The sequence below is a fragment of the Streptomyces griseobrunneus genome, assembly GCF_046713465.1.
Taxonomy (GTDB): Bacteria; Actinomycetota; Actinomycetes; order Streptomycetales; family Streptomycetaceae; genus Streptomyces; species Streptomyces microflavus.
In genome coordinates this window covers 6,505,871-6,529,908 of record NZ_CP177080.1, presented here as the reverse complement: position 1 = coordinate 6,529,908, position 24,038 = coordinate 6,505,871, and the positions used below count along the sequence as shown (strand labels likewise).

The 24,038-nt window shown below is 72.4% G+C and carries 25 protein-coding genes; 4 read left to right on the top strand and 21 right to left on the bottom strand.

Going from position 1 to position 24,038, the window contains the following annotated elements; all coding sequences use genetic code 11:
- Window positions 1-116: 116 nt before the first annotated feature.
- Window positions 117-899, top strand: a complete 783-nt coding sequence (locus tag ACK8N7_RS29735) for a DUF8842 C-terminal domain-containing protein (protein WP_403211702.1) — start codon at window positions 117-119, stop codon at window positions 897-899.
- A 137-nt stretch (window positions 900-1,036) separates the two neighbouring features.
- Complete coding sequence (locus ACK8N7_RS29730; RefSeq protein WP_402207995.1) at window positions 1,037-1,360, top strand: hypothetical protein; 324 nt, start codon at window positions 1,037-1,039, stop codon at window positions 1,358-1,360.
- A gap of 72 nt (window positions 1,361-1,432) precedes the next feature.
- Here the strand turns inward: ACK8N7_RS29730 and der are convergent, their stop codons facing one another.
- From der to ACK8N7_RS29695, 7 genes are all read right to left on the bottom strand, one after another.
- A complete protein-coding gene (gene der / locus ACK8N7_RS29725; protein WP_032758264.1) occupies window positions 1,433-2,902 on the bottom strand; it encodes a ribosome biogenesis GTPase Der in 1,470 nt (489 codons plus the stop codon).
- 57 nt (window positions 2,903-2,959) lie between these two features.
- Window positions 2,960-3,637 carry a lysophospholipid acyltransferase family protein gene (locus ACK8N7_RS29720; RefSeq protein WP_403211700.1) on the bottom strand — a complete coding sequence of 226 codons (678 nt, stop codon included), beginning with the start codon at window positions 3,635-3,637 and terminating at the stop codon, window positions 2,960-2,962.
- Window positions 3,634-4,329, bottom strand: coding sequence for a (d)CMP kinase (cmk, locus tag ACK8N7_RS29715; protein ID WP_403211698.1), 696 nt, complete (start codon window positions 4,327-4,329; stop codon window positions 3,634-3,636). Before cmk ends, ACK8N7_RS29720 begins: the two co-directional genes overlap by 4 nt.
- Before the next feature lie 145 nt (window positions 4,330-4,474).
- On the bottom strand, window positions 4,475-5,560 hold the full coding sequence (locus ACK8N7_RS29710) for a prephenate dehydrogenase (protein ID WP_403211696.1): 1,086 nt from the start codon (window positions 5,558-5,560) through the stop codon (window positions 4,475-4,477).
- Window positions 5,557-5,919 carry a chorismate mutase gene (gene aroH, locus ACK8N7_RS29705; RefSeq protein WP_015607659.1) on the bottom strand — a complete coding sequence of 121 codons (363 nt, stop codon included), beginning with the start codon at window positions 5,917-5,919 and terminating at the stop codon, window positions 5,557-5,559. Before aroH ends, ACK8N7_RS29710 begins: the two co-directional genes overlap by 4 nt.
- A gap of 68 nt (window positions 5,920-5,987) precedes the next feature.
- The gene (locus tag ACK8N7_RS29700) at window positions 5,988-6,587 is read right to left on the bottom strand and encodes a TetR/AcrR family transcriptional regulator (protein ID WP_403211694.1); all 600 of its coding nucleotides are present in this window, start codon (window positions 6,585-6,587) and stop codon (window positions 5,988-5,990) included.
- A 12-nt stretch (window positions 6,588-6,599) separates the two neighbouring features.
- Window positions 6,600-6,962, bottom strand: coding sequence for a DUF1304 domain-containing protein (locus tag ACK8N7_RS29695; protein ID WP_403211692.1), 363 nt, complete (start codon window positions 6,960-6,962; stop codon window positions 6,600-6,602).
- Between the two features lie 135 nt (window positions 6,963-7,097).
- On the opposite strand from ACK8N7_RS29695, the gene ACK8N7_RS29690 reads away from it, so the two are divergent.
- Window positions 7,098-7,553 carry a Rieske (2Fe-2S) protein gene (locus tag ACK8N7_RS29690; protein WP_500444545.1) on the top strand — a complete coding sequence of 152 codons (456 nt, stop codon included), beginning with the start codon at window positions 7,098-7,100 and terminating at the stop codon, window positions 7,551-7,553.
- A gap of 100 nt (window positions 7,554-7,653) precedes the next feature.
- Window positions 7,654-8,340 (top strand): nucleotidyltransferase domain-containing protein, encoded by a 687-nt coding sequence (locus ACK8N7_RS29685; protein ID WP_403211688.1) that lies wholly within the window; start codon window positions 7,654-7,656, stop codon window positions 8,338-8,340.
- A gap of 10 nt (window positions 8,341-8,350) precedes the next feature.
- Here ACK8N7_RS29685 and ACK8N7_RS29680 read toward each other — a convergent pair whose 3' ends face one another.
- The 14 genes from ACK8N7_RS29680 to pyrG all read right to left on the bottom strand — a co-directional run bounded on the left by ACK8N7_RS29680 (window position 8,351) and on the right by pyrG (window position 24,029).
- A complete protein-coding gene (locus tag ACK8N7_RS29680) occupies window positions 8,351-9,130 on the bottom strand; it encodes a nucleotidyltransferase domain-containing protein (protein WP_500444544.1) in 780 nt (259 codons plus the stop codon).
- A gap of 3 nt (window positions 9,131-9,133) precedes the next feature.
- A complete protein-coding gene (locus ACK8N7_RS29675) occupies window positions 9,134-10,159 on the bottom strand; it encodes an ADP-ribosylglycohydrolase family protein (protein ID WP_403211684.1) in 1,026 nt (341 codons plus the stop codon).
- Window positions 10,156-10,920 carry an NUDIX hydrolase gene (locus tag ACK8N7_RS29670; RefSeq protein WP_403211682.1) on the bottom strand — a complete coding sequence of 255 codons (765 nt, stop codon included), beginning with the start codon at window positions 10,918-10,920 and terminating at the stop codon, window positions 10,156-10,158. The genes ACK8N7_RS29675 and ACK8N7_RS29670 overlap by 4 nt, the downstream gene beginning before the upstream one ends.
- A complete protein-coding gene (locus tag ACK8N7_RS29665) occupies window positions 10,917-11,996 on the bottom strand; it encodes an AAA family ATPase (RefSeq protein WP_500444543.1) in 1,080 nt (359 codons plus the stop codon). Before ACK8N7_RS29665 ends, ACK8N7_RS29670 begins: the two co-directional genes overlap by 4 nt.
- A complete protein-coding gene (pnuC, locus tag ACK8N7_RS29660; RefSeq protein ID WP_055561281.1) occupies window positions 11,993-12,649 on the bottom strand; it encodes a nicotinamide riboside transporter PnuC in 657 nt (218 codons plus the stop codon). The genes ACK8N7_RS29665 and pnuC overlap by 4 nt, the downstream gene beginning before the upstream one ends.
- A 131-nt stretch (window positions 12,650-12,780) precedes the next feature.
- A complete protein-coding gene (locus ACK8N7_RS29655) occupies window positions 12,781-14,199 on the bottom strand; it encodes a pseudouridine synthase (protein ID WP_403211678.1) in 1,419 nt (472 codons plus the stop codon).
- Window positions 14,199-14,864: an SMC-Scp complex subunit ScpB gene (gene scpB, locus ACK8N7_RS29650; RefSeq protein WP_403211676.1), complete on the bottom strand. Its 666-nt coding sequence runs from the start codon at window positions 14,862-14,864 to the stop codon at window positions 14,199-14,201. The genes ACK8N7_RS29655 and scpB overlap by 1 nt, the downstream gene beginning before the upstream one ends.
- Window positions 14,861-15,913: a segregation and condensation protein A gene (locus ACK8N7_RS29645; protein ID WP_500445867.1), complete on the bottom strand. Its 1,053-nt coding sequence runs from the start codon at window positions 15,911-15,913 to the stop codon at window positions 14,861-14,863. Before ACK8N7_RS29645 ends, scpB begins: the two co-directional genes overlap by 4 nt.
- A gap of 83 nt (window positions 15,914-15,996) precedes the next feature.
- Window positions 15,997-16,584 carry a hypothetical protein gene (locus ACK8N7_RS29640; protein WP_500445865.1) on the bottom strand — a complete coding sequence of 196 codons (588 nt, stop codon included), beginning with the start codon at window positions 16,582-16,584 and terminating at the stop codon, window positions 15,997-15,999.
- Window positions 16,581-17,699, bottom strand: coding sequence for a ParA family protein (locus tag ACK8N7_RS29635; RefSeq protein WP_015607673.1), 1,119 nt, complete (start codon window positions 17,697-17,699; stop codon window positions 16,581-16,583). The genes ACK8N7_RS29640 and ACK8N7_RS29635 overlap by 4 nt, the downstream gene beginning before the upstream one ends.
- A 368-nt stretch (window positions 17,700-18,067) precedes the next feature.
- On the bottom strand, window positions 18,068-19,183 hold the full coding sequence (gene ald, locus ACK8N7_RS29630; protein WP_403212241.1) for an alanine dehydrogenase: 1,116 nt from the start codon (window positions 19,181-19,183) through the stop codon (window positions 18,068-18,070).
- A gap of 143 nt (window positions 19,184-19,326) precedes the next feature.
- The gene (locus ACK8N7_RS29625) at window positions 19,327-21,471 is read right to left on the bottom strand and encodes a tetratricopeptide repeat protein (RefSeq protein ID WP_500444542.1); all 2,145 of its coding nucleotides are present in this window, start codon (window positions 21,469-21,471) and stop codon (window positions 19,327-19,329) included.
- A 185-nt stretch (window positions 21,472-21,656) separates the two neighbouring features.
- Window positions 21,657-22,283 (bottom strand): NUDIX domain-containing protein, encoded by a 627-nt coding sequence (locus ACK8N7_RS29620; protein ID WP_403211672.1) that lies wholly within the window; start codon window positions 22,281-22,283, stop codon window positions 21,657-21,659.
- 90 nt (window positions 22,284-22,373) lie between these two features.
- Entirely contained in the window at window positions 22,374-24,029 is a 1,656-nt protein-coding gene (gene pyrG, locus ACK8N7_RS29615) for a CTP synthase (RefSeq protein ID WP_403211670.1), read from the bottom strand.
- Window positions 24,030-24,038: the final 9 nt, after the last annotated feature.

Here is a 24,038-nt window from a genome sequence, read left to right as displayed (position 1 = left end):
TCGACCCGGTCCTCACTTCCGTCCCTGCCGGTGCGTGACCCCGGCCACGGATCCCGCGTTGTCTCTTCATGAGCCGGGAACCCCCCGGCCCACGCACCGAGTTCGAGGAGCCACCCGTGCCGCGCATGCTCGACGTCAGCCAGGACGTACGCGCCGAGATCGGCGACGACGAAGCCGACCGGCTGCTCGTCGGCGACGACACCCCCGGCAGTTACGACTGCACCTCCTGCCGCACCCCCGGCGACTCCGACCAGGAACGCACCAGCACGGTGCTGTTCATCGGGGACGAGACCGCCGTGCTCGCGTTCGCCCACGCGACGTGCATCCCCTCGCAGGTCGTCAAGGTCGCGGAGGACCAGCTCCAGGGCGCGGTGCGCAGCATCACCGGCAGCGAGCAGAAGAATACGGAGGGGCGCATGCCCGAACAGGCCGTACTCGGCATCACCAGCGGTCTCGTTCTCATCGAGGACGATGTCCGACCGGCCCTGGTCGTCGAACCGACGGGGCCGGTCGCCCGGCCCGGCACCGACGGCAGCGGGGGCGACGAGTTCCTCCAGCTGCTCCTGGAGCAGGGCTTCCACCCGGCCCCCGACCTGACCGCACTGCCGGCGCGGCTGCCCGGCTGGTCGGTGCTGCTCGCAGTGGGCCAGCTGCACGCCGTGCTGCAGCCCGGTTCCGGCGGGGGCAACCCGGTCGCCTGGTGGCAGGCCCACCAGCCGCTCCAGGTGACCGACGGCTGGCGGGCCGCGGTCAACAAGTCGCAGACGGTCCTCGTCTTCGCCGCACCGGCCGGCACCATCGGCCAGCAGCCGCGCGAGGACCTGCTCCGGGACGCCCTGGAGAAGGCCGCGGTCAACGGGGCGCTGGTCGCCGCCTCGATGCCGCTGGCCGGGACCTGATCATGTCCGCCCCGCTCGGGCACCCCCGCCGAACAGCGTTTTCTCCGGCGGGACCGCATCCGACGGGCGGTGAGGTCGTTGGCACCTACGTGCACTCATACGACCCCTCCCGCCAGCACCAGAGCCAGATTCCTGCCATGCGTCCCTCGCAGGAACCATCGGTGGGCATGTCCGCCACCCCGATCTACGACGCGCTGTACTCCGAGTACCGGCGCTCGTTCCGGGCGCTGCCGGGTGACCGGAGCGGTGAGGAGAACCTCCGCTTCCCGGCCTTCGGCGCCGGGCTCTTCGCCTCCCGGGCCCCGCTCGGCCACTCGGCCCCGGCCGGGCAGGACCGGCACTCCGGGACCGGCAGCAGCCAGAGCCAGCACACCGGGACGCTCGGCTCCTGGCAGCGGGTGGGACGCCATGCCGGGCGTCCCCGGCCCGCGGCGCTTCCGCCGGGGTCCCGGGAGTCCTGAGTCCGCGTACGGGAGAGCCCCGGCCGTCCCCCCGCGTGGGGGACGGCCGGGGCTCTCCCGTACGCGTGGGTGCTACTTGTTGCGGCCGCGCTTCTCGCGGACCCGGACCGAGATGTGGATCGGGGTGCCCTCGAAGCCGAACTCCTCGCGCAGCCGGCGCTCGACGAAGCGGCGGTAGCCGTGCTCCAGGAAGCCGGAGGCGAACAGCACGAACCGCGGCGGCTTGGTGCCCGCCTGGGTGCCGAACAGGATGCGCGGCTGCTTGCCACCGCGGATCGGGTGCGGGTGGGAGGCGACGATCTCACCGAGGAAGGCGTTGAGCCGGCCGGTGGGGATGCGGGTCTCCCAGCCCTCGATCGCGGTCTCGATCGCCGGGACGAGCTTCTCCATGTGCCGGCCGGTGAGGGCCGAGACGTTGACACGGGGGGCCCAGGCGATCTGCGCGAGCTCCGTCTCGATCTCGCGCTCCAGGTAGTAGCGGCGCTCCTCGTCGAGGGTGTCCCACTTGTTGAAGGCGACGACGATGGCGCGCCCGGCGTCCACGGCCATGGTGATGATCCGCTGGTCCTGGACGCTGACGGACTCGCTGGAGTCGATCAGGATGACGGCGACCTCCGCCTTCTCCACGGCGGCTGCCGTACGGAGCGAGGCGTAGTAGTCCGCGCCCTCCTGGAGGTGGACGCGGCGGCGGATGCCGGCCGTGTCGATGAACTTCCAGGTGATGCCGCCCAGCTTGATCAGCTCGTCGACCGGGTCCCGGGTCGTGCCGGCCTGCTCGTTGACGACGACCCGGTCCTCTCCCGCGACCTTGTTCAGCAGGGAGGACTTGCCGACGTTCGGACGGCCGATCAGCGCGATGCGGCGGGGGCCGCCGAGCGCGGTGCCGAACTTCTGCTCGGGGGCATCGGGGAGGGCTTCGAGGACGGCGTCCAGCATGTCGCCGGTGCCGCGGCCGTGCAGCGAGGAGACCGGGTAGGGCTCACCGAGGCCGAGCGACCACAGGGCTGTGGCGTCGGCCTCGCCGCTCTGGCCGTCGACCTTGTTGGCGCAGAGCACGACGGGCTTGCCCGCACGGCGCAGCAGCTTGACGACGGCCTCGTCGGTGTCGGTGGCGCCGACGGTCGCGTCGACCACGAAGACGACGGCGTCGGCCGTCTGAATGGCGTACTCGGCCTGGGCGGCGACGGAGGCGTCGAGGCCCAGCACGTCCTGCTCCCAGCCGCCGGTGTCCATGACCTTGAAGCGGCGGCCCGCCCACTCGGCCTCGTAGCTGACGCGGTCGCGGGTGACGCCGGGCTTGTCCTGCACGACGGCCTCACGGCGGCCGATGATCCGGTTCACCAGAGTCGACTTGCCGACATTGGGGCGGCCGACGACGGCGAGCACGGGGAGCGGGCCGTGACCGGCCTCACCGAGGGCGCCCTCGACCTCTTCGGGGTCGAAGCCTTCCTGCGCGGCGAGCTCCATGAACTCCGCGTACTCGGCATCGCCAAGTTCTCCGTGCTCGTGGTCCGAGCCGTCGGAGTGAATCTGGTCGTTCATGAAGTCCGTTCCTCTTTGCATCATCATCGATGGACCGCGATCAGCGCCGTCCACTACTCAAGTCCGGTCAAGTCTGGCCCATCGCCCGGTGAGGCGCTTGGCACTTTCCAGGTGGGCGGTGAGCTTCGCCTGGATCCGCAGGGTCGCCTCGTCCAGCGCCTTGCGCGTACGCCGCCCGTCGCCGGCGCTCGCGTCGAAGGCGTCACCGAAGACGACGTCGACCCGGCTGCGCAGCGGGGGCAGCCCCCGTATCAACCGTCCGCGGCGCTCCGTGCTTCCCAGAACGGCGACGGGGACGATCGGCGCCCCGCCGCGTACCGCGAAGTACGCGAGTCCGGCCCGCAGCGAGGCGAAGTCGCCCTCGCCCCGGGTGCCCTCCGGGAAGATCCCGAGCGCCCCGCCGTCCGCCAGGACGCCCAGCGCGTGGCCGATGGCGGTGCGGTCGACGGTCGTACGGTCCACCTCGATCTGTCCGATCCCGTGCAGGAACGGGTCGAGGGGGCCGACGAACGCCTCTTTCTTGATCAGGAAGTGCACCGGCCGGGGTGCGGTCCCCATCAGCATCGGTCCGTCGATGTTGTGGGAGTGGTTCACCGCGAGTATGACGGGTCCGGCGGCGGGCACGCGCCACGCGCCGAGCACCCGGGGCTTCCAGAGCCCGTACATCAGGCCGATGCCGATCGTTCGCCCGACCGCGGCTCCGCGCAGTGTGGGCGCCCCCGTGGCGTCGCTCACGCGGTGGTCCGCTTCTCCTCGACGAGGGTGACGACGCACTCGATGACCTGCTGGAGGGTCAGCTCGGTGGTGTCCACCTCGACGGCGTCGTCCGCCTTGGCGAGGGGGGAGGTCTTGCGGCCGGAGTCGGCGGCGTCCCGCTTGATGAGGGCCTCGCGGGTGGCAGCGAGGTCGGAGCCCTTGACCTCACCGCTGCGGCGGGCGGCGCGGGCCTCCGGGGAGGCGGTGAGGAAGATCTTGAGGTCGGCGTCGGGCAGCACGGTGGTGCCGATGTCCCGGCCCTCGACGACGATGCCGCCCTCGGCCCCGGCGGCGATGGAGCGCTGGAGCTCGGTGATGATCGTGCGCACCTCGGGGACGGCGCTGACGGCGCTGACCTTGGAGGTGACCTCCTGGGTGCGGATCGGGCCCGAGGCGTCCTCGCCGTCGACGGTGATCGTCGGGCCGGTCGGGTCGGTGCCGGAGATGATCACGGGCTTGGCGGCCGCCGTCGCGATCTCCGCCGGGCTGGTCACGTCGATGCCGTTGTTCAGCATCCACCAGGTGATGGCCCGGTACTGCGCGCCCGTGTCCAGGTAGCTCAGGCCGAGCTTGGCGGCGACGGCCCTGGAGGTGCTCGACTTGCCGGTGCCCGAGGGCCCGTCGATGGCGACGATCACTGCGGAGCTTGCGGTTTCCACGGCGGTGGACACCTTCCTGGTACACGGGGTGGGGACGGACGCGCCTGCGGGCGGCCTCGTACCAGGTTACCGAGTGCCGGGCGCGCCCTTGTACCCCGTACGGGGGAGCCTCCGTCCCCGTACGGGGGTGGCGCCGGGGGCCACCCCCGTGCCGGTCTCAGCTGCGGATCGACCAGCCGCGCTCGGTGAGGGCCGCGCCGAGCGCGGGGGCGGCGCTCGGTTCGACCATGAGCTGGACCAGGCCCGCCTGCTGTCCGGTGGCGTGCTCGATGCGGACGTCCTCGATGTTGACCCCGGCCCGGCCCGCGTCGGCGAAGATCGCGGCCAGCTCGCCCGGCTTGTCGCCGATGAGGACGGCCACGGTCTCGTAGGCGGCGGGGGCGGCGCCGTGCTTGCCGGGGACCCGGACGCGGCCGGCGTTGCCCCGGCGCAGGACGTCCTGGATGGCCTCGGTGCCCGCGCGCCGCTTCTCCTCGTCGGCGGAGTGCAGGCCGCGCAGCGCGGTCACGGTCTCCTCCAGGTCGGCGGCGACCCCGGCGAGCACGTCGGCGACCGGTCCGGGGTTGGCGGAGAGGATCTCCACCCACATCCGGGGGTCGGACGCAGCGATCCGGGTCACGTCGCGGATGCCCTGGCCGCACAGGCGTACGGCGGTCTCGTCGGCCTCCTCCAGCCGCGCGGCGACCATGGAGGAGATCAGCTGCGGGGTGTGGGAGACGAGGGCGACGGCCCGGTCGTGCGCGTCGGCGTCCATGACGACGGGGACGGCCCGGCAGAGCGCGACGAGCTCCAGGGCGAGGTTGAGTACCTCGGTGTCGGTGTCCCGGGTCGGGGTGAGGACCCAGGGGCGGCCCTCGAAGAGGTCGGCGGTGGCGGCGAGCGGCCCCGAACGCTCCTTGCCCGCCATCGGGTGCGTACCGATGTACGGGGTGAGGTCGATGCCGAGCGCCTCCAGCTCGCGGCGCGGGCCGCCCTTGACGCTGGCGACGTCCAGATAGCCGCGGGCGGCTCCGGCGCGCATGGCCGCGGCCAGGACGGTGGCGGTGTGGGCGGGCGGCACGGCGACGACGGCCAGGTCGACCCGGCCCTCCGGCGGCTCCTCGGTGCCGGCGCCGAGGGCGGCCGCGGTGCGGGCCGACTCGGGGTCGTGGTCGACGAGGTGGACGTGGATGCCACGGCCGGCCAGGGCCAGGGCGGCGGAGGTGCCGACGAGCCCGGTTCCGATGACGAGGGCGGTTCTCACTGGGCGATGTCCTTGCGCAGGGCGGCGGTGGCGCCGAGGTAGACGTGCTGGATCTCCGCGCGCGAGAGGTAGGTCTCGACGTGGGCGAGGAGGCGGACGACGCGGGGCATGGCCCCCTCGATGTCCAGCTCCTGTGCGCAGATCAGGGGTACGTCGACGATCCCCAGGCCGCGCGCGGCGGCGGCCGGGAAGTCGCTGTGCAGGTCCGGGGTGGCGGTGAACCAGATGCTGATCAGATCGTCGGCGACCAGCTCGTTGCGTTCCAGGACGGCCGTGAGCAGCTCACCGACCCGCTCGTCCATGTGCCCGGCCTCGTCCCGCTCCAGCTGGACGGCTCCTCGGACCGCTCGTACCGCCACGTCGTACTCCTCGCTCGTTCACTTCCGCGCTGCTCCCGATCACCCTAGAGGGGAGGCGTCCGCCCCGGTCACCGCGCTCTCTCCGTGAGACGGGCGGCGGCGTGGACCGCGAGGAGCATGCGCCAGATCCGGCCGGCGAGCTCCCCGGGCGTCGCGGTGATCCGCCCGTGCACCCAGTCGGCGAGCACCCCGGTGAAGATCCCGGCGACCGCGCTCGCGGTGAGGTCGTGTCCGGTGTCCGCCGGGCGGCGGGCGCGCAGCTCGTCGAGGCTGCGCTGCCGCAGCTCCCGGTGGAGCAGCTCGCCGAGCGGGCCGCCGCCCTCGCGCAGCAGGCTGCGGTAGACGGGTGCCCGGGTGTGGATGGACGCGAGGAGGGCGGCGAGCGGGGCCGGGGGCGCGTCCGGGCCGGGCGGCGCGCCGTCCCAGGCGTGCAGGGCGTCGACGGCCTCGGTGACGACCTCGGCGCAGGCGTCCACCGCGAGGGCGTGCAGGTCGTCGTAGTGGAGGTAGAAGGTGGCGCGGCCGACCCCGGCCCCGCGGACCACCTGCGCGACGCTGACCTGTTCGAGTGGCCGGTGCTCGCAGGCGGCGAGCAGGGCCGCCCGGAGCTTGGCACGGGTGCGTGCGGTGCGCGGGTCGGCGCTGCCGGCCGTGACTGCGGGTGTCATCGGCCCAGGATCTCAGCCCGCGAGCAGGACGGCGCCGAGGGCGAGTGCGGACGGCACCGCCTGGACGAAGAGGATCTTCCGGCTCACTGTGACGGCCCCGTAGACCCCGGCGACGACCAGGCAGCTCAGGAAGAAGATCTGCGCCTGGTAGGAGACCGGGTCGGCGGCGAGGAGGCTCCAGATCAGTCCGGCGGCCATGAAGCCGTTGTAGAGGCCCTGGTTGGCGGCGAGGGTGGCGCTCTCACGGGAGAACTCGGCGGTCGTGCCGAAGGCCGTGCGGCCGCGGTCGGTGTCCCAGAGGAACATCTCCAGGACCAGGAAGTAGACGTGGATCAGCGCGACGAGCGCGACCAGGACCTGAGCTGCGGTGTGCATGACGGTGGGCCTCCCATGGGCGATTTCCTGGACGACCGTACAGGAAGTATCCCCGGCCCGCCCGGTTGCTTCACCTGTGCGCTCCCTGGCACCACCATGACCAGCACGGATCACGCCTCGACAACTGGAGAGCCCATGAACGCACGGCGAAGGACGGTTCTGACCGCGGGCGCGGCGGGCGCCGCCGCCCTGGTGACCGGCTGCGGATCGTCCGGCGACGCGGACGGCGCCGAGGACGCGAGCGGTACGCCGACGGCGTCGGGCGATCCATCGGACGCGGCGTCGCCCGGCGCCTCGCCGGGCGGTGAGCGGCTCGCCGCGACCGGTGACATCCCGGTCGGCGGCGGCACGATCTTCAAGGACCGGAAAGTCGTGGTGACCCAGCCGGAGGAGGGCGAGTTCAAGGCGTTCTCCGCCGTCTGCACCCATGCGAGCTGCCTCGTCTCGACGGTCACCGACGGCACCATCAACTGCCCCTGCCACGGCTCCAAGTTCTCCGTCACGGACGCGGCGGTCGAGGCCGGCCCGGCGACCCGTCCGCTGCCGGCCGAGCAGATCACCGTCTCGGGCGGGGAGATCCTGCTGGGCTGAGGACGACAGCCGGAATCCGGGGTCGGGGCAGCGGAATCCCGGGAGCGGGGCGCCGGAATCCGGGGGCGCGGCGGGCCGCCGTCCACGTACCCTCGCCGCCATGATCACTCCTGCCGACGAGACGCTCGTACGCCACCACACGGTCTACGCGTGTGTCATGGGTTCGCGCGCGTTCGGCCTGGCGACGGAGGACAGCGACACCGACCGGCGGGGCGTGTATGTCGCCCCCACCCCCCTGTTCTGGCGCTTCGACAAGCCCCCGGCGCATATCGAGGGCCCCGGACCCGAACAGTTCTCGTGGGAGCTGGAGCGCTTCTGCGAGCTGGCGCTGCGGGCCAACCCGAACGTGCTGGAGTGCCTGCACTCACCGCTGGTGGAGTACGTCGACGACACCGGCCGCGAACTGATCGCGCTGAGGGCCGCGTTCCTCTCCCGCCTCGCGCACTCCACGTTCGTCCGCTACGCCATGGGCCAGCGGAAGAAGCTGGAGGCCGACGTACGGCAGTACGGCGAGCCCCGCTGGAAGCACGCGATGCACCTGCTGCGGCTGCTGGCGAGCGGCCGGGACCTGCTGCGCACCGGCGAGCTGCGCATCGACGTCGGCGACGCGCGCGAGGAGCTGCTGACGGTGAAGCGGGGCGAGGTGCCCTGGCCGGAGGTGGAGCGCCGGATGAACCGCCTGGCCGAGGAGAACGACGAGGCGGCGCACGCCTCCCCACTGCCGCCCGGGCCGGACCGGGCGGCGGTGGAGGACTTCCTGGTCCGGACCCGGCGGGCGTCGGCCTAGGAACCGGGCGTCAGGGCGCCAGCCTGGCGCGTACGACGAGGTCGTGCAGGTCCTGGAGGGCCGTCGCGGCCTCCGGCAGCCGGGAGCGCTCCTGCGCCTCGTCCAGGACGCGGTGCAGCTCCTCGATGTCCCGGGCCACCGCTCCCCCGTCCAGGCCCGTCGCCGCCGCGTGCTCGGCCTCCGCCTTCGCCTCGATCAGGCCGGGCAGAAACGCGGGGGCGTCGACCTCGTCGAGCAGCGTGGGCAGGTGGGCCTGCAGCTCCCCGCCGCGCATCAGGTGGATGCCGGTGAGCAGTGCCCGGAAGGTGTAGAGCAGCGGTTTGAGTTCGCCCGTCTTCGCGTACAGCCGCCACTGCGTACCGGCGAAGCCCCGGTAGTGGTGGGCGTGGTTGCGGGTCAGTACGCCGGGGACGAGGGCGGCCAGTTCGGCATGGAGGCCGCTCGTGTGCACCACCAGCGGGGAGAGCAGCTGCTCCAGGACGTAGCCGTTGGGCCGGAGCATCAGGCGGACGAACTTGCGCAGGTCGTGGGTGACGAGGTCCATCTCGATCCCGTCCCGCTCCCACATCCGGGTCCGGGTCTCCTCCGGCTCGTGCAGCCCCACCAGGTCCTCGGCGGGCAGGACGTGGACCCCCCGCAGGTCCACGTCCGAGTCCCGGGAGGGGAAGCCGTAGAGATGGGCGCCGGAGACCGTGGCGAAGACCAGCGGACCCGGGGCCTCGGCCAGATCGGGGCGCAGGTCGGCGACCGGCAGACCGGCCCGCGCCAGGGTGAGGGGTGGGGTGCTCATGGATCAAGCGTCCCAGAGCGCCGCCAGCGACAGCAGGTCGCTCCGGTACTCGATCCGCTCCGACCACTCCTTGGGCCAGGCCCCCGCGCCCAGGTGGGCCCCGGCGAAGGCCCCCGCCAGGCAGGCGATCGAGTCGGAGTCGCCCCGGGTGCAGGCGGCCCGGCGCAGGGCGGTGAGCGGGTCCTCGGGGAAGAGGAGGAAGCAGTGCAGGGCGGTGGCGAGGGCCTCCTCGGCGACCCAGCCGTCCCCGGTCCGCTCGCACGGGTCCGTCTCGGGCGACGGGTCGCGCAGGGCCTCCTGGACGGCGGCCAGCGCGCTCTGGCACTCGTCCCAGCCGCGGGTGATGAACGCCTCGGGCGAGGCGTCCCCGGCGTAGCGCCACAGGTCGCCGAGCCAGCGGGTCAGGTAGCGGCCGCTGTTCTCGTAGGCGTAGCTGCGCAACTGGCCGATCAGGCCGAGGGGTTCGGCGCCCTGGGCGAGCAGGAAGACGGCGCGGGCGGTCAGGTCGGAGGCGGCCAGCGCGGTGGGGTGGCCGTGGGTGAGGGCGGCCTGGAGCTGGGCGGCGCCGGCGCGCTGCTCGTCGCTGAGCCCGGGGACGAGACCGACGGGCGCGACCCGCATGTTGGCGCCGCACCCCTTGGAGCGCGTCTGGCTCGCCTCCTGCCAGACGCGGGTGCTCTGGAGCATGCGGCAGGCGGTGAGGCAGGTGTTGCCGGGGGCCCGGTTGTTGTCCGGCGAGTGGTACCAGGCGATGAACTCCCTTCGCACCGGGTCCACCAGCCGGTCCGGGGTGAGCAGTCCGCTGTCCATGGCGGTCCGGATGCCCCGGCCCAGGGCGATCGTCATCTGGGTGTCGTCGGTGACGATCGCGGGGGTCGGCAGGGCCATCTGCCGCCAGGGGCCGCATTTGGTGAGGATGGCGGGGACGTCGTTGAACTCGGTTGGGAAGCCCAGCGCGTCACCGAGCGCGAGCCCGGTGAGCGATCCGGTGGCCGCCTGCTTGGTGAGGGTTCGGGTGGCGATGGTCATGGCGTTCGTCCTTCCGGGCGCGAGAGGGAGGGTTCGGTGGGCGGCGGGCGCAGCAGGGGCGGGTGCAGGGCCGTGGCTCCGCCCGCCCGGTAAAGCGCGGCCGGTTTGCCCCGGCCGCCGGTACGGCGCGGCGGGCCCTCGACCGGCTGGACGAAGCCGGGCGCGTTCAGGACCTTGCGCCGGAAGTTGGGGCGGTCCAGCTCGACGCCCCAGACCGTCTCGTAGACCTGCTGGAGCTCGCCGAGCGTGAACTCCGCCGGACAGAACTCGGTGGCCAGGCAGGTGTATTCGAGCTTGGCGCCGATCCGGTCGTGGGCGTCGGCCAGGATCCGGTCGTGGTCGAAGGCCAGCGGCCCGGTGGAGCCCGCGCCCCACCACCGGGCGCTCGCCGCGTCCCCGCCGCCACGCGGTTCGGGCAGGTCCGGCAGGAGTGCGGCGTACGCGACCGAGACGACACGCATCCTCGGGTCGCGGTCCGGGTCGGTGTAGGTGCGCAGCTGTTCCAGGTGGAAGGCGCCCACCGCGTCCGGGCCGAGTCCGGTCTCCTCGGCCAGCTCACGGCGGGCCGCCTCGTCGGCGGACTCGCGGGGCAGGACGAAGCCGCCCGGCAGCGCCCAGCGGCCCCGGAAGGGGTCCTGGCCGCGTTCGACCAGCAGCACGTGGAGCGCCGCGTCCCGGACGGTGAAGACCGCGAGGTCGACGGTGACCGCGAACGGCCAGAAGGCGTGCGGGTCGTACCCCTCGGGTACGCCGGTGCTCACCGCTTCTCCTGGAGCGGGGCGGCGAAGTCCCAGCCGGTGGCGAGGAGTTCGTCCACGGCGGCGACGGCTGCGGCGAGACGGACCTCTGGCGGGCCGGCGATCTCGATGAACCGGCGGCCCGTTCGGGTGAGTTCGGCGCGGAAGCGGTCGGTCATCCAGGGCCGCAGCTCCTCGCCGTCCCGCAGCCCGTCGTCCTCGAAGGCGACGCCCTCGTGGTCGGTGAGCAGCCACAGGTGGTGGGCGGCCCGGTCCGCGATCTCCTCGACGAGCGGGTTGCGTCCGCCGACGTACCGCTCGTGCCAGACGGTGGTGGCGAAGGAGTCCGTGTCGCAGAAGAGCACCGGGGACCCGATGCGGGCGGCGGCCTCCTCCCGGCCGTTCTGGGTCCGCGCGATGAGCGGGAAGTCCTCGGTGGTGAAGGTGACGTCCTCCCAGGCGGCCCCGGGCCACCGCTCGCGCAGGGCGGCGAGCTTCTGTTCGCTGTACTCGCGCCCGTACTCCGCGACGTACGCCGTCCGGGCCCAGACCCCGCCCCGGGCCCGGTAGTGGCCGGCGAGTGCCCGCGCCAGGGTGGTGGTGCCCGTGGACTCGGCGCCGAGCACGACGACCCGGCGGGCGAGGGCGGCCCGGACCGGCGGCCGGAGGAAGTCCCAGCAGCCGACCGGGTCCTTGCGCACTGCGGTGCCGGAGACCGGGAGGAGGGTACGGTCGGGGTCGACGAGGACGGACGCGGCACCGAAGCGGCGGCCGAGCTCCTCCCCGTACGCCTCCGAGGTGAAGACCGCGTCGACCCGCTCGGGCACCGCGGCGGTGAAGACCGCCATGTGCGCGTCCCAGACCGCGGGGTCGTGCACGTCCATGTGCGTGTCGTCGACCGCGCCCACCACCGTGACGTCCGGGTGCACCTCGCGCATCCAGGCCACCCGGTCCGCGAGCGGGACCGACTCCACGGAGGCGGCGCAGACCAGCACGGTCAGCCGCTCGCAGTGGTCCCGGGCGGTCTCGACGAGGTGGTGGTGGCCGGCGTGCGGCGGGTAGAACTTGCCGAGGACCAGGCCGTGTTCGTAGCGCTTCATGCGGCGGCCACCTCCAGGGGCCGTGCGTCACGGGCGGTCAGGTCGCGGTGCCAGTTGCGCAGGCCGACGAGGCAGAGGGCGAGGAACCCGGCGTACAGCAGCGAGGTCAGGTAGAGCCCCTTGTGCGCGTACAGCGGGATGTAGACGACGTCGGCCGCGATCCACAGCCACCAGGACTCCAGCCGCTTCCGGCACTGCCCGTACGTGGCCATCAGCGACAGGGAGGTCGTCAGCGCGTCCCAGAACGGGACGGTGGAGTCGGTGGCCCGGGACAGCAGCAGGGTGATCCCCAGGGTCCCCACCACCCCCGCCGCGAGCAGCCAGGTCCATTCGGTGCGGGTCGTTCTGCGCACCGGCAGGACCGAGGTCCCTGGTCCACCCCCGTGGGTCCAGGTCCACCAGCCGTACGCGGCGAGGGTGATGAAGACGATCTGGAGGCCGGCGTCGGCGTACAGGCCGGACTGGGCGAACAGCAGGATGAAGAAGACGTTGTTGGCGATGCCGATCGGCCAGTTGGCGAGGTGCTGGCGGGCCACGAGCCAGACGCAGAGCGCCCCGCTGCCGAAGCCCAGAACCTCGGTCCAGCTGACCGGGGTGTCCAGGACCGTCACCAGGGGCTGCTGCAGGGGATCGAGTATGTCCGCGAGACTCACGCCCGCCTCCTTCTTTATAGTCACTGTGACTATAAAGGCTGGGAGGGGATGGGAAAAGGCCCGCGGCCGGTTCTGTTCGAAAATCTGAACAGAACCGGCCGCGGGCCCGGTCAAGATCCGCCGGACACGCCCTAGAGGCCGACCTCGCGCATCAGCATGCCGACCTCGGTGTTGGTGAGGCGGCGCAGCCAGCCGGACTTCTGGTCGCCGAGCGGGATCGGCCCGAAGGACGTCCGCACGAGGCGCTCGACCGGGAAGCCGGCCTCGGCCAGCATCCGGCGCACGATGTGCTTGCGGCCCTCGTGGAGGGTCACCTCGACCAGGTAGTTCTTGCCGGTGTTCTCGACCACGCGGAAGTGGTCGGCGCGGGCGTAGCCGTCCTCCAGCTGGATGCCGTCCTTGAGCCGCTTGCCGAGGTCGCGCGGCAGAGGGCCCTGGATGGCGGCCAGGTAGGTCTTCTTCACGCCGTACTTGGGGTGCGTGAGGCGGTGGGCCAGCTCACCGTGGTTGGTGAGCATGATGATGCCCTCCGTCTCGGTGTCCAGCCGGCCGACGTGGAACAGCCGCGTCTCGCGGTTGGTCACGTAGTCGCCGAGGCACTGACGGCCGTCCGGGTCCTCCATCGAGGAGACGACGCCCGCGGGCTTGTTCAGCGCGAAGAACAGGAAGGACTGGGCGGCGACGGTCAGACCGTCGACCTTGATCTCGTCCTTGTGTACATCGACGCGCTTGCCCTGCTCGACGACGATCTCGCCATTGACCTCGACGCGGGACTGCTCGATCAGCTCCTCGCACGCGCGGCGCGAGCCCATGCCGGCCCGGGCGAGGACCTTCTGCAGCCGCTCGCCCTCCTCCTCGGCACCCGGGTGGGTCTTGGGAAGGTTGATCACGGGCTTGTTCGCGTACCGGTCGCGGTTGCGCTGCTCGATCTTGGCGTCCAGCTCACGCGGGCGCGAGGGGGCCGCGCGGCGGAAACCGCCAGTGCGGCCGCTGCCGCCCTGTGCGGGCTTCGGGCCGCCCTTGGCACCGCCGCGCGCCGCCGAGCCACGGCCCTTACGGGGGCCTTCCTGCTCGGCCCGGACGCCGGGGGCGTCGTTGCCCACGTCGTAGCGGCGCTCCTCCGGGCGGGGGCGGCGGGGGCGCTGCTCCTCGTCACGAGCGCCCTGGTAGCTCGGGCGTCCGTCCTGGTAGCTCGAACGCCCGTCCTGGGAACCCGGGCGTCCGCCCTGGGAGCCAGGACGCCCGCCCTGGCCGGTGGGGCGTCCGCCCTGGCCGCCGGGACGGCCACCCTGGCTGCCGCCGCGCCCGCCCTGAGCGGAGGGACGGCCACCCTGACCGGAGGGACGGCCGCCCGGGGCTCCGGGCCGCCCGCCCTGGCTGCTGCCGCCGCGTCCGCCGCCGCCCTGGCCGCCGGGACGGCCTCCCTGGCCGCCGCCGCCCTGACCCTGGCGGGAGGAGCCGCCGCCACTGCGGCCGCCGCTGCCCGCGCCTCCGCCACTCCGGCCGCTGCCGCCGCTGCCGCTTCCGCTGTTCCTGCCACTGCTTCGCATCAAAATTCCGTCTTGTCGTCTGCGTGAGTATCCGGGGTGTCCGGTGCGTCCGGATCGAACGACGGCACACCCTCTAGCGTCTCAGCCTCGATCGCGTCCGCCTCGGGGAGGAAGGGCGCGAGTTCCGGGAGCTCGTCCAGGCCTCGCAGGCCCATTCGCTCCAGAAAGTAGTTCGTCGTCCTGTACAGGATCGCACCTGTTTCGGGTTCCGCGCCCGCCTCGGCCACCAGGCCCCTCTGGAGGAGGGTCCGCATGACGCCGTCGCAGTTGACTCCGCGCACCGCCGAGACCCTCGATCGGCTCACCGGCTGCCGGTAGGCGACCACCGCCAGGGTCTCCAGAGCGGCCTGGGTCAGCCGGGCGTGCTGGCCGTCCAGGACGAAGCCCTCGACGGCCGCCGCGTACTCGGGGCGGGTGGAGAAACGCCAGCCGCCCGCGACGAACCGCAGGTCGAAGCCCCGGCGCTGGACGGTGTACTCGTCGGCCAGCTCCCGCAGCGCGGCCGCCACGGCTCTGCGTGGCCGCTGGAGGACCTTGGCCAGCTGGTCGACGGTGGCGGGCTCGTCGACGACCATGAGGACCGCCTCCAGGGCGGGCTTCAGATCGAGCGAGGCGACCGTGTCCTCGTCGGGGCTCCCGTCCTGTGCGGTGGGCTGCGCGCTCATTCCCGTACGTCCTCCTGCTCCTGCGCCGATACGGCTGCCTCCTGGTCGAACTCGTCCGTCACCACCGGTTCCGTGTCCGTCCCGCCGCACCAGGAGACCAGCAGGTCGCCCAGCGCCTCGTCCTGGTCCAGGGTGACGGCCTTCTCCCGGTACAGCTCCAGCAGGGCCAGGAAGCGGGCGACCACGGTGAGGGTGTCCTGGGCGTCCTCGGTGAGCACCCGGAAGCTCACCGCCGCCCCGGCCTCGCGCAGCCGCTCCACCACGATGCCCGCCTGTTCCCGAACGCTGACCAGCGGGGCGTGGATGTGGTCGACGTACACCTGCGGCCTGGGCCTGGGCTGCATCGCCTTCACCGCGAGCTTCGCGAACCCCTCGGGCCCGATGCTGATGACGACCTCGGGCAGCAGCTCGGCGTGGTGATCTTCAAGGCCGACGGTACGGGGGTGGCGGCGGGACTCGGACTCCAGGCGACTGCTGAAGATCTCGGCGATCCGCTTGTACGCCCGGTACTGGAGCAGCCGCGCGAAGAGCAGGTCCCGCGCCTCCAGGAGCGCCAGGTCCGCCTCGTCCTCCACCTCGGCGGCGGGCAGCAGCCGGGCGGCCTTCAGGTCCAGCAGGGTGGCGGCGACGACGAGGAACTCGGTGGTCTGGTCGAGGTCCCAGTCCGGGCCCATGGCGCGGATGTACGCCATGAACTCGTCGGTGACCTTCGAGAGCGCGACCTCGGTCACGTCCAGCTTGTGCTGGGTGATCAGCTGGAGGAGGAGGTCGAAGGGGCCCTCGAAGTTCACCAGCCGGACGGTGAAGCGCGTGTCGTCCGCATCCGGCTGCTGCACGGGGTCCGGATCCGGTACGGGCTCCGGCTCCGGAGCCGCTTCCGGTACGGGAAGGGCGTCCGGCACGGGAACGGCTTCCGGCTCTTGTACGGGCTCCGGCTGCTGTACGGGCTCCGGGGCCGCCTCCTCCGCCTCCGCCGGCGGCGCCATCGCCCCCGGTCCCCGCCCCAGGGCACGGCGGCGCGGGGTGGCGGGGTCGTCGGGCATGGGCATGGCGGTCCAGGGGTGGGGCGGCGGCGCGGACGGGCCCCGCAGGTCGGCGGGGTCCATCCGGCAGGCTACCGGCGCTGCGCCGGTCAGCGGCCGCGCAGCCGCCGTACGAGGATGCTCGCGTCGCCCCGGGACTCCAGGTCGGCGAGGACCACCGCCACCGCCTCACGGACGATGCGGCCGCGGTCGACGGCGAGGCCGTGTTCGCCGCGCAGGACGAGCCGGGCGTGTTCCAGGTCCATCAGCTCCTCGGCGGAAACGTAGACCGTGATCTTCTCGTCGTGGCGTTCGCGGCCGCTGGGGCGCCGGTTCGCGCCTCGTCCGCCGCCGCGCCTGCGCTGCTGCTGGACGGCCTGGGGCTGCTCACCCTGGGCGGCGGTCGCGGACCGGTCGCCGGACGGGGCGGGAGCGGCGGCCCGGCGGTCGCCCTCGCGGCCGCGCGAGTCGTCGGTGTCGGCGGAGGCGTGCTCCTCACGGCTCTCGGCCCGGTCGGCGGGGGCCGCGCCCTGACCGCCCGCGCCGGGCGCCTGGCCGGAGGGGTCGCTCTCCCCCGCGGGTGCGGGCACCCGTGGTTCGCCGTTCGCCTTGCGTCGCCGGTCCGCCGGGGAGGAGGACTGGAGGCCCATCCCTCCCCCGGTGGTGCGGAACAGTTCGTCGGCCCCCGGCAGACTCACTCGGCGGGACACCGGGCGAGCACCTCCCTGGCGAGCTGGCGATAGGCGGCGGCGCCGACCGAGTTGGAGGCGTACGTGGTGATGGGCTCACCGGCGACCGTGGTCTCCGGGAAGCGGACCGTGCGCCCGATGACCGTGTGGTAGACGTGCTCGTCGAAGGCCTCGACGACGCGCGCCAGGACCTCGCGGCTGTGCACCGTACGGGAGTCGTACATGGTGGCGAGGATGCCGTCGAGCTCCAGCTCCGGGTTGAGCCGCTCCTGGACCTTCTCGATGGTCTCGGTGAGCAGCGCCACCCCGCGCAGCGCGAAGAACTCGCACTCCAGCGGCACTATGACCTTGTGAGCGGCCGTCAGGGCGTTCACGGTGAGCAGGCCGAGCGAGGGCTGACAGTCGATCACGATGTAGTCGTAGTCGGCCATCAGCGGCTTCAGGGCGCGCTGGAGCGTGGACTCGCGGGCCACCTCGCTGACGAGCTGCACCTCGGCGGCCGAGAGGTCGATGTTGCTCGGCAGCAGGTCCATGTTGGGGACGGCGGTCTTCAGCAGGACCTCGTCGGCCGCCATGCCCCGCTCCATGAGCAGGTTGTAGACGGTGAGGTCGAGCTCCATCGGGTTGACCCCGAGGCCGACCGAGAGGGCGCCCTGCGGGTCGAAGTCGACGAGCAGGACGCGGCGTCCGTACTCGGCGAGCGCGGCACCCAGGTTGATGGTCGACGTGGTCTTCCCGACGCCGCCCTTCTGGTTGCACATCGCGATGATCTTCGCGGGGCCGTGGTCGGTCAGGGGGCCCGGGATCGGGAAGTACGGCAGGGGCCGTCCGGTGGGGCCGATGCGCTCGCGGCGCTGGCGTGCGGCGTCGGGCGCGAGCGTGGCCGCGTACTCCGGATCGGGCTCGTACTCGGCGTCGGGGTCGTAGAAGTGCCCCTCGGGCACCTCGGCGAAGTCGGCGAAGCGGTCGGTGTTCCGGCCACTCTCGTTGCCGGCCGTGGCGTTCACGTGTAGGCCGTCCATCATCTGGGGGGCTGTCGTCATGTGCTGTTTGGTGGCGAAGGTGCGGACAGCGACGGAGCCGACAGCTTCGAGCCCGATCGGGCTCAGACCCCGTGCAGGCATCCCTGGTTGACCACCCCCGGGAGTAATTGTCGACTCATTCACAAGTCGTCTTACCTCCTTGGACGTGACCAGGAAACTTATCGATAGGTCAGCGTGGCACCATGCCGACGATTGGCGACTCTATGGCGTGCCACCCGTCCGCAGCAACACAATCCGCCGGACCCGGCCCGATGTGTCGGCAATCGAACGCCTTGCTGTCAAGGGTGCACAGCGACCAAGCCGCACATTTCGCCGCTGCACGAATCGGGTAAAGGGTTACGTTCGAGGCGAGTTGCGCAAGGGCCCCACGGGGCCCGATACACCTCCGGCCGGACCTTGCTCGGCAAGGTCCGGCCGGAGTCCCGATGTTGACGGGAGGTGTTGACCCGTCAGCCGAGGAGAGCACTCAGCTCGACGTGCGGGAGGCCGTGCGCCTCGGCCACCTCACGGTAAACGACCTGGCCCTCATGGGTGTTGAGGCCCTTGGCCAGTGCGGCGTCGCGGCGCAGGGCGTCGGCCCAGCCGCGGTTCGCCAGCTCCACGATGTACGGCAGCGTGGCGTTGGTGAGCGCGTAGGTGGAGGTGTTCGGCACCGCGCCGGGCATGTTGGCGACGCAGTAGAAGACCGACTCGTGGACCTGGAAGGTCGGCTCGGCGTGGGTGGTCGGGTGCGAGTCCTCGAAGCAACCGCCCTGATCGATTGCAATGTCGACAAGTACACTTCCGGGCTTCATCTTGGCGACGAGCTCGTTGGTGACCAGCTTCGGGGCCTTGGCTCCGGGGATCAGAACGGCACCGATGACGAGGTCGGCCTCGACGACGGCCTTCTCCAGCTCGAAGGCGTTGGAGACGACCGTCTGCACCTTGGTGCCGAAGATCCTGTCGGCCTCGCGCAGCTTGTTGATGTCGCGGTCGAGCAGCGTGACGTGGAAGCCGAGGCCCACGGCGATCTGCGTGGCGTTCCAGCCGGAGACTCCGCCGCCGATGACGACGGCACGGCCGGCGTGGGTGCCGGGGACGCCGCCGGGGAGCACGCCGCGGCCGCCGACCGAGCGCATCAGGTGGTACGCGCCGACCTGCGGGGCGAGGCGGCCCGCGACCTCGGACATCGGGGCGAGCAGCGGGAGCGCGCGGCCCGCGGTCTCGACCGTCTCGTAGGCGATGGCGGTGGTGCCGGAGGCCAGCAGCGCGTCGGTGCACTCGCGGGAGGCGGCGAGGTGCAGGTACGTGAAGAGGGTCTGGTCCTTGCGGAGGCGGTGGTACTCCTCGGCGACCGGCTCCTTGACCTTGAGCAGCAGGTCGGCGGTGGCCCAGACCTCGTCGGCGGTGTCCAGGATCTGCGCGCCGGCGGCGACGTACTCCTGGTCCGGGATGGACGAGCCGACGCCGGCGTCCTTCTCGATGACGACCTGGTGGCCGTGGCGGACGAGCTCATGCACTCCGGCGGGGGTGATCGCCACCCGGAACTCGTTGTTCTTGACTTCGCGGGGGATGCCGACCTTCACGTCGATCACGGTCCTTGGCTCGGAGGGTAATCCGGGCACGGCAGTACACACCCGGACATACACATCATAAATGGAGACGCCACGAACGAGCGCGGCAGAGCCAGTCTAATGAAGGACTTCGCGCTGTCTAGCCTTACAAAGCATTAACTTTCTGTCGAAGCACTGCGGATTTCGTAGGCAGAACCCTCCTCGCCCAGCAATCTGTCGGCAGCGGACCTGTGCAGCCGGGCCGCCGCCGGATCGCCGAGCCGGTCCAGGGTGTCGGCCAGCCGGAGCTGCAGCGCCGCCTGAAGCCGCACGTCATCGGCGCGACGGGCCAGCTCGGCCGCCTCCCGGCAGGTGTGCAGCGAGTCGTGCGGCCGCCCCGCGTACTCCTGCACCCGGGCGGCCTCGCTGAGCGCCCGCGCCTGGGCCGCCAGGTCGCCGAGCCTGCGGTGGCCCGCCGCGGCGGCCCGCCAGTTCCGCAGCGCCTCGCCGTACCGCCCGGCGTAGCTGTGGACCGCGCCGAGCCGTCCGTAGAGGCGTGCCTCGTCCGCCCGCTCCCCCTGGGTGAGGCGCTGGGCGAGCGCCCGGCCGTACCAGTCGGAGGCCCGGTGGTAGTCGCCGAGCTCGGCGTACGTACTGCCTACGGATTCCATCGCGCGGCCCGTCGCGTACAGGTCCCCGGCGGCCCGTCCGGCGTCCAGCGCGGCCCGGTAGCGGGTCAGGGCGTCCCGGGGGCGGCCGGTGCGGGCGTCAAGGTCGGCGAGGTTCAGCAGCGCCGCCGCCTGTTCGCGGGGCAGATCGCGGCGGACGGCCACGTCCAGGACCAGGCCGTGCAGCCCGTACAGCTCGGGGGCGGCGGCCTCGGTGCCCCGGTGCACGGCCAGCGCCCGCACCAGGGCGGCGACCAGCCGCCGGGCCAGGGTGTCGAGCTCGCCGTCGGCCACCGCGAGCCGGGCCGAGGCGAGCAGGGCGGGCTGGCGCAGCAGCAGCCAGACGCCCGCCTCCTCCGCGCTGGGGAAGCGCAGGGCGCGCGGCAGTCCGGCGAGCTTGCGATGGGCGGTGGAGCCGTCGGCCTCGGTGACCGCCCGGCAGGCCTGGAGCCGGCGCACGGTCCGCTCCAGCATCCGGGCGCGGGCCAGCTGGATCTCGGCGGGCCGGTCCCGGTCCTCCAGGAGGGCCCGCAGCATCGGGGCGAGGCAGCCGGGGATTCCGTACTGGGGGTGGGAGGCGCCGTCCGTCCGCAACAGCCCGAGCTGCACGAAGTCGTCCAGCGTCGACTGGGCGGCCGAGACCGAGCAGCCGGCCAGCGCGGAGGCGGCGTGGGCGTCGGCGAGCCCGGCGGGCGCGAGGGCGAGGAGGCGCAGTATCCGGGCGGCGGCCTGCGGCAGGGAGTCGTGGACGAGCCGGAGGGCGCGGGCCAGCGGGCGGGCCCCGGTGGGCTGCTGCTCGCCGGAGTCGGGGAGTTCGTGGAGCTGCTTGGTGACGTCGGCGACGGAGGCCGTGGGGTGGGCGGCGAGCCAGCCGCCGATCAGGGCCAGCGCGGCGGGCTGTCCCCCGCACTCCTCGGAGAGGCTCTCGGCGGTGCGCGGGTCGACGGTGATACGGACCTGGCCGATGGCGCGGGCGAGCAGCTGGACGGCGGCGCCCGCCTCAAGACCGCCGATGGTGCAGGGCCGCACGTCCGGGATTCCGGTCAGCGGGCCGGTCGCGACGGCGACGACCAGGCAGTCCGGGTTCTCCGGGAGCAGCGGGTCGACCTGTTCGGCCTCGGCCGCGTCGTCGAGCAGCAGCACCAGCCGGCGCACGGCGAGGGCCTCGCGGACCATCTCGGAGAGTTCGTCCTGGTCGGCGCCGGGCGGGACGGCGACACCGAGCAGGGAGAGGATCTCGCCGGCGGTGCGTTCGGTGGGGACGGGTTCGCCGCCGGGTTCGGTGAGGCCGACCCGGAGCACCCCGTCGGGGTAGTCGCCGGAGCCCGTACCGGGAACGGCCCAGGGCAGCGCGCCCGTTCCGGATTCCGGTCCCGAGGCGTCGGCCGGGGCCGTGCCCGTACCGGTGAGGGCGCCCGCGAGTTCGGCGGCGAGTGCGCTGCGGCCGGAGCCGGGGCGGCCCGCGATGAGCAGGACCCGGGCGCGGGGGGTCTTGCGGCCGGCCAGGGTGTCCAGGCCGGCCCGTTCGATGTCCGCCCGCAGGTCCTTCAACTCGCGTTCCCTGCCGAAGAATCGGGGCGGGGCGGCGCCGGGCGGCTCCTCGGTCCCCGCAGCTTCGGCCGGGCCGCTGGTGTCCACCGCCTGATCGGTCACGGGCCACGCTCCACTTCGCTGCACGCGGTGCCCGCCGGAACTCCGGTCGGGGCCTTTCGAGCGTAGTTCAGCGGTGGTGTGGATCACTGCGGAGCGGGGCGGGGCACGGGGGAACACCCCCCGATCGGATCAGCATTTCTTACGATCGTCCGACCGGAGGAGGGGTGGAGAGAGCGGACGGGCCGTCAGGCCTCGAACGGCCGGGCCGGCCAGGGCGCCTCGGCCGGGCGGAGCGAGTCGACGCCGTCGTCCGCGAGGACGGCGGTGAGCGCGAGGGCGCCCACGACCAGGCAGTTGTTGTGCAGGTCCCCCGCCAGCACCGAGCGCACCAGCTCGGGCAGCGGAATACGGGCCTGCTCCATGTCGGCCTCCTCCTCGGAGACCGCGAACCGCTCGCCCTCCACGTCGGAGAGACCGCGGGCGAGGAAGATGCGTACGGCCTCGTCGCAGCCGCCGGGCGTGGTGTAGACGTCGGTCAGCACCCGCCACTCCTCGGCCTTGACGTGCGCCTCCTCGTACAGCTCGCGCTGGGCGGCGTGCAGGGGGTTCTCGCCGGGGACGTCGAGCAGTCCGGCGGGGATCTCCCAGAGCCGCTGGCGGACCGGGTGGCGGTACTGGCGTACGACGAGGACCTGGTCGTCCTCGTCGACCGCGAGAATCGCGACGGAGCCGGGGTGGACCTGGTAGTCACGGCCGTGGACGGAGCCGTCGGGCATCACCACCTGGTCGGTGCGGACGCTGGTCTTGTTGCCGGTGAAGGGGGTGACGGTCGCGGTGACCTGCCACTCCTCGGGCGTGTCCTGGATACCCATGTGCGTCCTCCCACGTACCACGTACAAAACGAGAAACCGGGGCACGTGTCCGTGAGGATCCGTACCCCGGTCAACCGTAATGCCTCGGAACTACTCGGCCGCGCCGACCTTGCGCGCGACGGCCGCCTTCACCAGACCCGCGAAGAGCGGGTGCGGGCGGGTCGGGCGGGAGCGGAGCTCGGGGTGGGCCTGGGTGGCGACCAGGTAGGGGTGGACCTCGCGCGGGTACTCCACGTACTCGACGAGCTTGTTGTCCGGGGAGGTGCCGGAGAAGACCAGTCCGGCCTTCTTCTCCAGCTCACCGCGGTAGGCGTTGTTGACCTCGTAGCGGTGGCGGTGGCGCTCCTCGACGTACGGCTCACCGGCGTACGCCTCGCGCACGAGGGAGCCCTCGGCGAGCTTGGCCGGGTAGAGGCCGAGCCGCATGGTGCCGCCGAGGTCGCCCGCGCCCTCGACGTAGGCGAGCTGCTCCTCCATGGTCGAGATGACCGGGTGGGAGGTGGCGGCGTCGAACTCGGTGGAGTTGGCGTCGGGGATCTCGGCCAGCGAGCGGGCCGCCTCGATCACGATGCACTGGAGGCCGAGGCAGAGGCCCAGCAGCGGGACCTTGTTCTCGCGGGCGTAGCGGATGGCGCCGACCTTGCCGTCGACACCGCGCTCACCGAAGCCGCCGGGGATGCAGATCGCGTCGACGTCGCCCAGGTGCTCGGCGGCACCGGCCGCGGTGCGGCAGTCGTCGGACGTGACCCACTTGATCGTGACCCGGGCCTTGTTGGCGAAACCGCCGGCGCGGATGGCCTCGATGACCGAGAGGTAGGCGTCGGGCAGGTCGATGTACTTGCCGACCAGGGCGACGGTGACCTCGTGGTCGGGGTTGTGGACGCGGTCCAGGAGGTCGTCCCAGGTGGTCCAGTCGACGTCCCGGAAGGGCAGGTCGAGCTTGCGGACGACATAGGCGTCCAGGCCCTCGGTGTGGAGCACCTTGGGGATGTCGTAGATCGACTTGGCGTCGATCGCGGCGACGACCGCGGCCTCGTCGACATCGCACATCAGCGAGATCTTGCGCTTGATGGAGGTCGGGACCTCACGGTCGGCGCGGAGCACGATCGCATCCGGCTGAATACCGATGTTGCGCAGAGCGGCGACCGAGTGCTGGGTCGGCTTGGTCTTCAGCTCGCCGGAGGGGCCGATGTAGGGCAGCAGCGAGATGTGCACGACGAAGACGTTGTCGCGGCCGACCTCGTGGCGGACCTGGCGGACGGTCTCCAGGAACGGCAGCGACTCGATGTCGCCGACCGTGCCGCCGACCTCGGTGATGACGACGTCCACGTCGTCGGTGGCCATGCGGCGGATGCGGTGCTTGATCTCGTTGGTGATGTGCGGGATGACCTGGACGGTGTCGCCCAGGTACTCGCCGCGCCGCTCCTTGGCGATGACCTGCGAGTAGACCTGGCCGGTCGTCACGTTGGCGGAGCCGTCGAGGTCGACGTCGAGGAAGCGCTCGTAGTGGCCGATGTCCAGGTCGGTCTCGGCGCCGTCGTTGGTGACGAACACCTCACCGTGCTGGAAGGGGTTCATCGTGCCGGGGTCGACGTTGAGGTAGGGGTCGAGCTTCTGCATGGTGACCCGCAGGCCCCGTGCCTTCAGCAGGGCACCCAGGCTGGAGGCAGTCAGACCCTTGCCGAGGGAGGAGGCGACACCCCCGGTGACGAAGATGTGCTTGGTCGTCGTGGATGTGGGCTGCATAGCCAAAGG

Excerpts from the sequence above, each read along its gene's own strand:
- ACK8N7_RS29730 (WP_402207995.1), top strand. The coding sequence starts at position 1,037 with ATGCGTCCCTCGCAGGAACCATCGGTGGGCATGTCCGCCACCCCGATC.
- der (WP_032758264.1), bottom strand. The coding sequence starts at position 2,902 with ATGAACGACCAGATTCACTCCGACGGCTCGGACCACGAGCACGGAGAA.
- ACK8N7_RS29700 (WP_403211694.1), bottom strand. The coding sequence starts at position 6,587 with ATGACACCCGCAGTCACGGCCGGCAGCGCCGACCCGCGCACCGCACGC.
- ACK8N7_RS29695 (WP_403211692.1), bottom strand. The coding sequence starts at position 6,962 with ATGCACACCGCAGCTCAGGTCCTGGTCGCGCTCGTCGCGCTGATCCAC.
- ACK8N7_RS29690 (WP_500444545.1), top strand. The coding sequence starts at position 7,098 with ATGAACGCACGGCGAAGGACGGTTCTGACCGCGGGCGCGGCGGGCGCC.
- ACK8N7_RS29685 (WP_403211688.1), top strand. The coding sequence starts at position 7,654 with ATGATCACTCCTGCCGACGAGACGCTCGTACGCCACCACACGGTCTAC.
- ACK8N7_RS29680 (WP_500444544.1), bottom strand. The coding sequence starts at position 9,130 with ATGAGCACCCCACCCCTCACCCTGGCGCGGGCCGGTCTGCCGGTCGCC.
- ACK8N7_RS29675 (WP_403211684.1), bottom strand. The coding sequence starts at position 10,159 with ATGACCATCGCCACCCGAACCCTCACCAAGCAGGCGGCCACCGGATCG.
- ACK8N7_RS29665 (WP_500444543.1), bottom strand. The coding sequence starts at position 11,996 with ATGAAGCGCTACGAACACGGCCTGGTCCTCGGCAAGTTCTACCCGCCG.
- ACK8N7_RS29655 (WP_403211678.1), bottom strand. The coding sequence starts at position 14,199 with ATGCGAAGCAGTGGCAGGAACAGCGGAAGCGGCAGCGGCGGCAGCGGC.
- scpB (WP_403211676.1), bottom strand. The coding sequence starts at position 14,864 with ATGAGCGCGCAGCCCACCGCACAGGACGGGAGCCCCGACGAGGACACG.
- ACK8N7_RS29645 (WP_500445867.1), bottom strand. The coding sequence starts at position 15,913 with ATGCCCATGCCCGACGACCCCGCCACCCCGCGCCGCCGTGCCCTGGGG.
- ACK8N7_RS29635 (WP_015607673.1), bottom strand. The coding sequence starts at position 17,699 with ATGCCTGCACGGGGTCTGAGCCCGATCGGGCTCGAAGCTGTCGGCTCC.
- ACK8N7_RS29620 (WP_403211672.1), bottom strand. The coding sequence starts at position 22,283 with ATGGGTATCCAGGACACGCCCGAGGAGTGGCAGGTCACCGCGACCGTC.
- pyrG (WP_403211670.1), bottom strand. The coding sequence starts at position 24,029 with ATGCAGCCCACATCCACGACGACCAAGCACATCTTCGTCACCGGGGGT.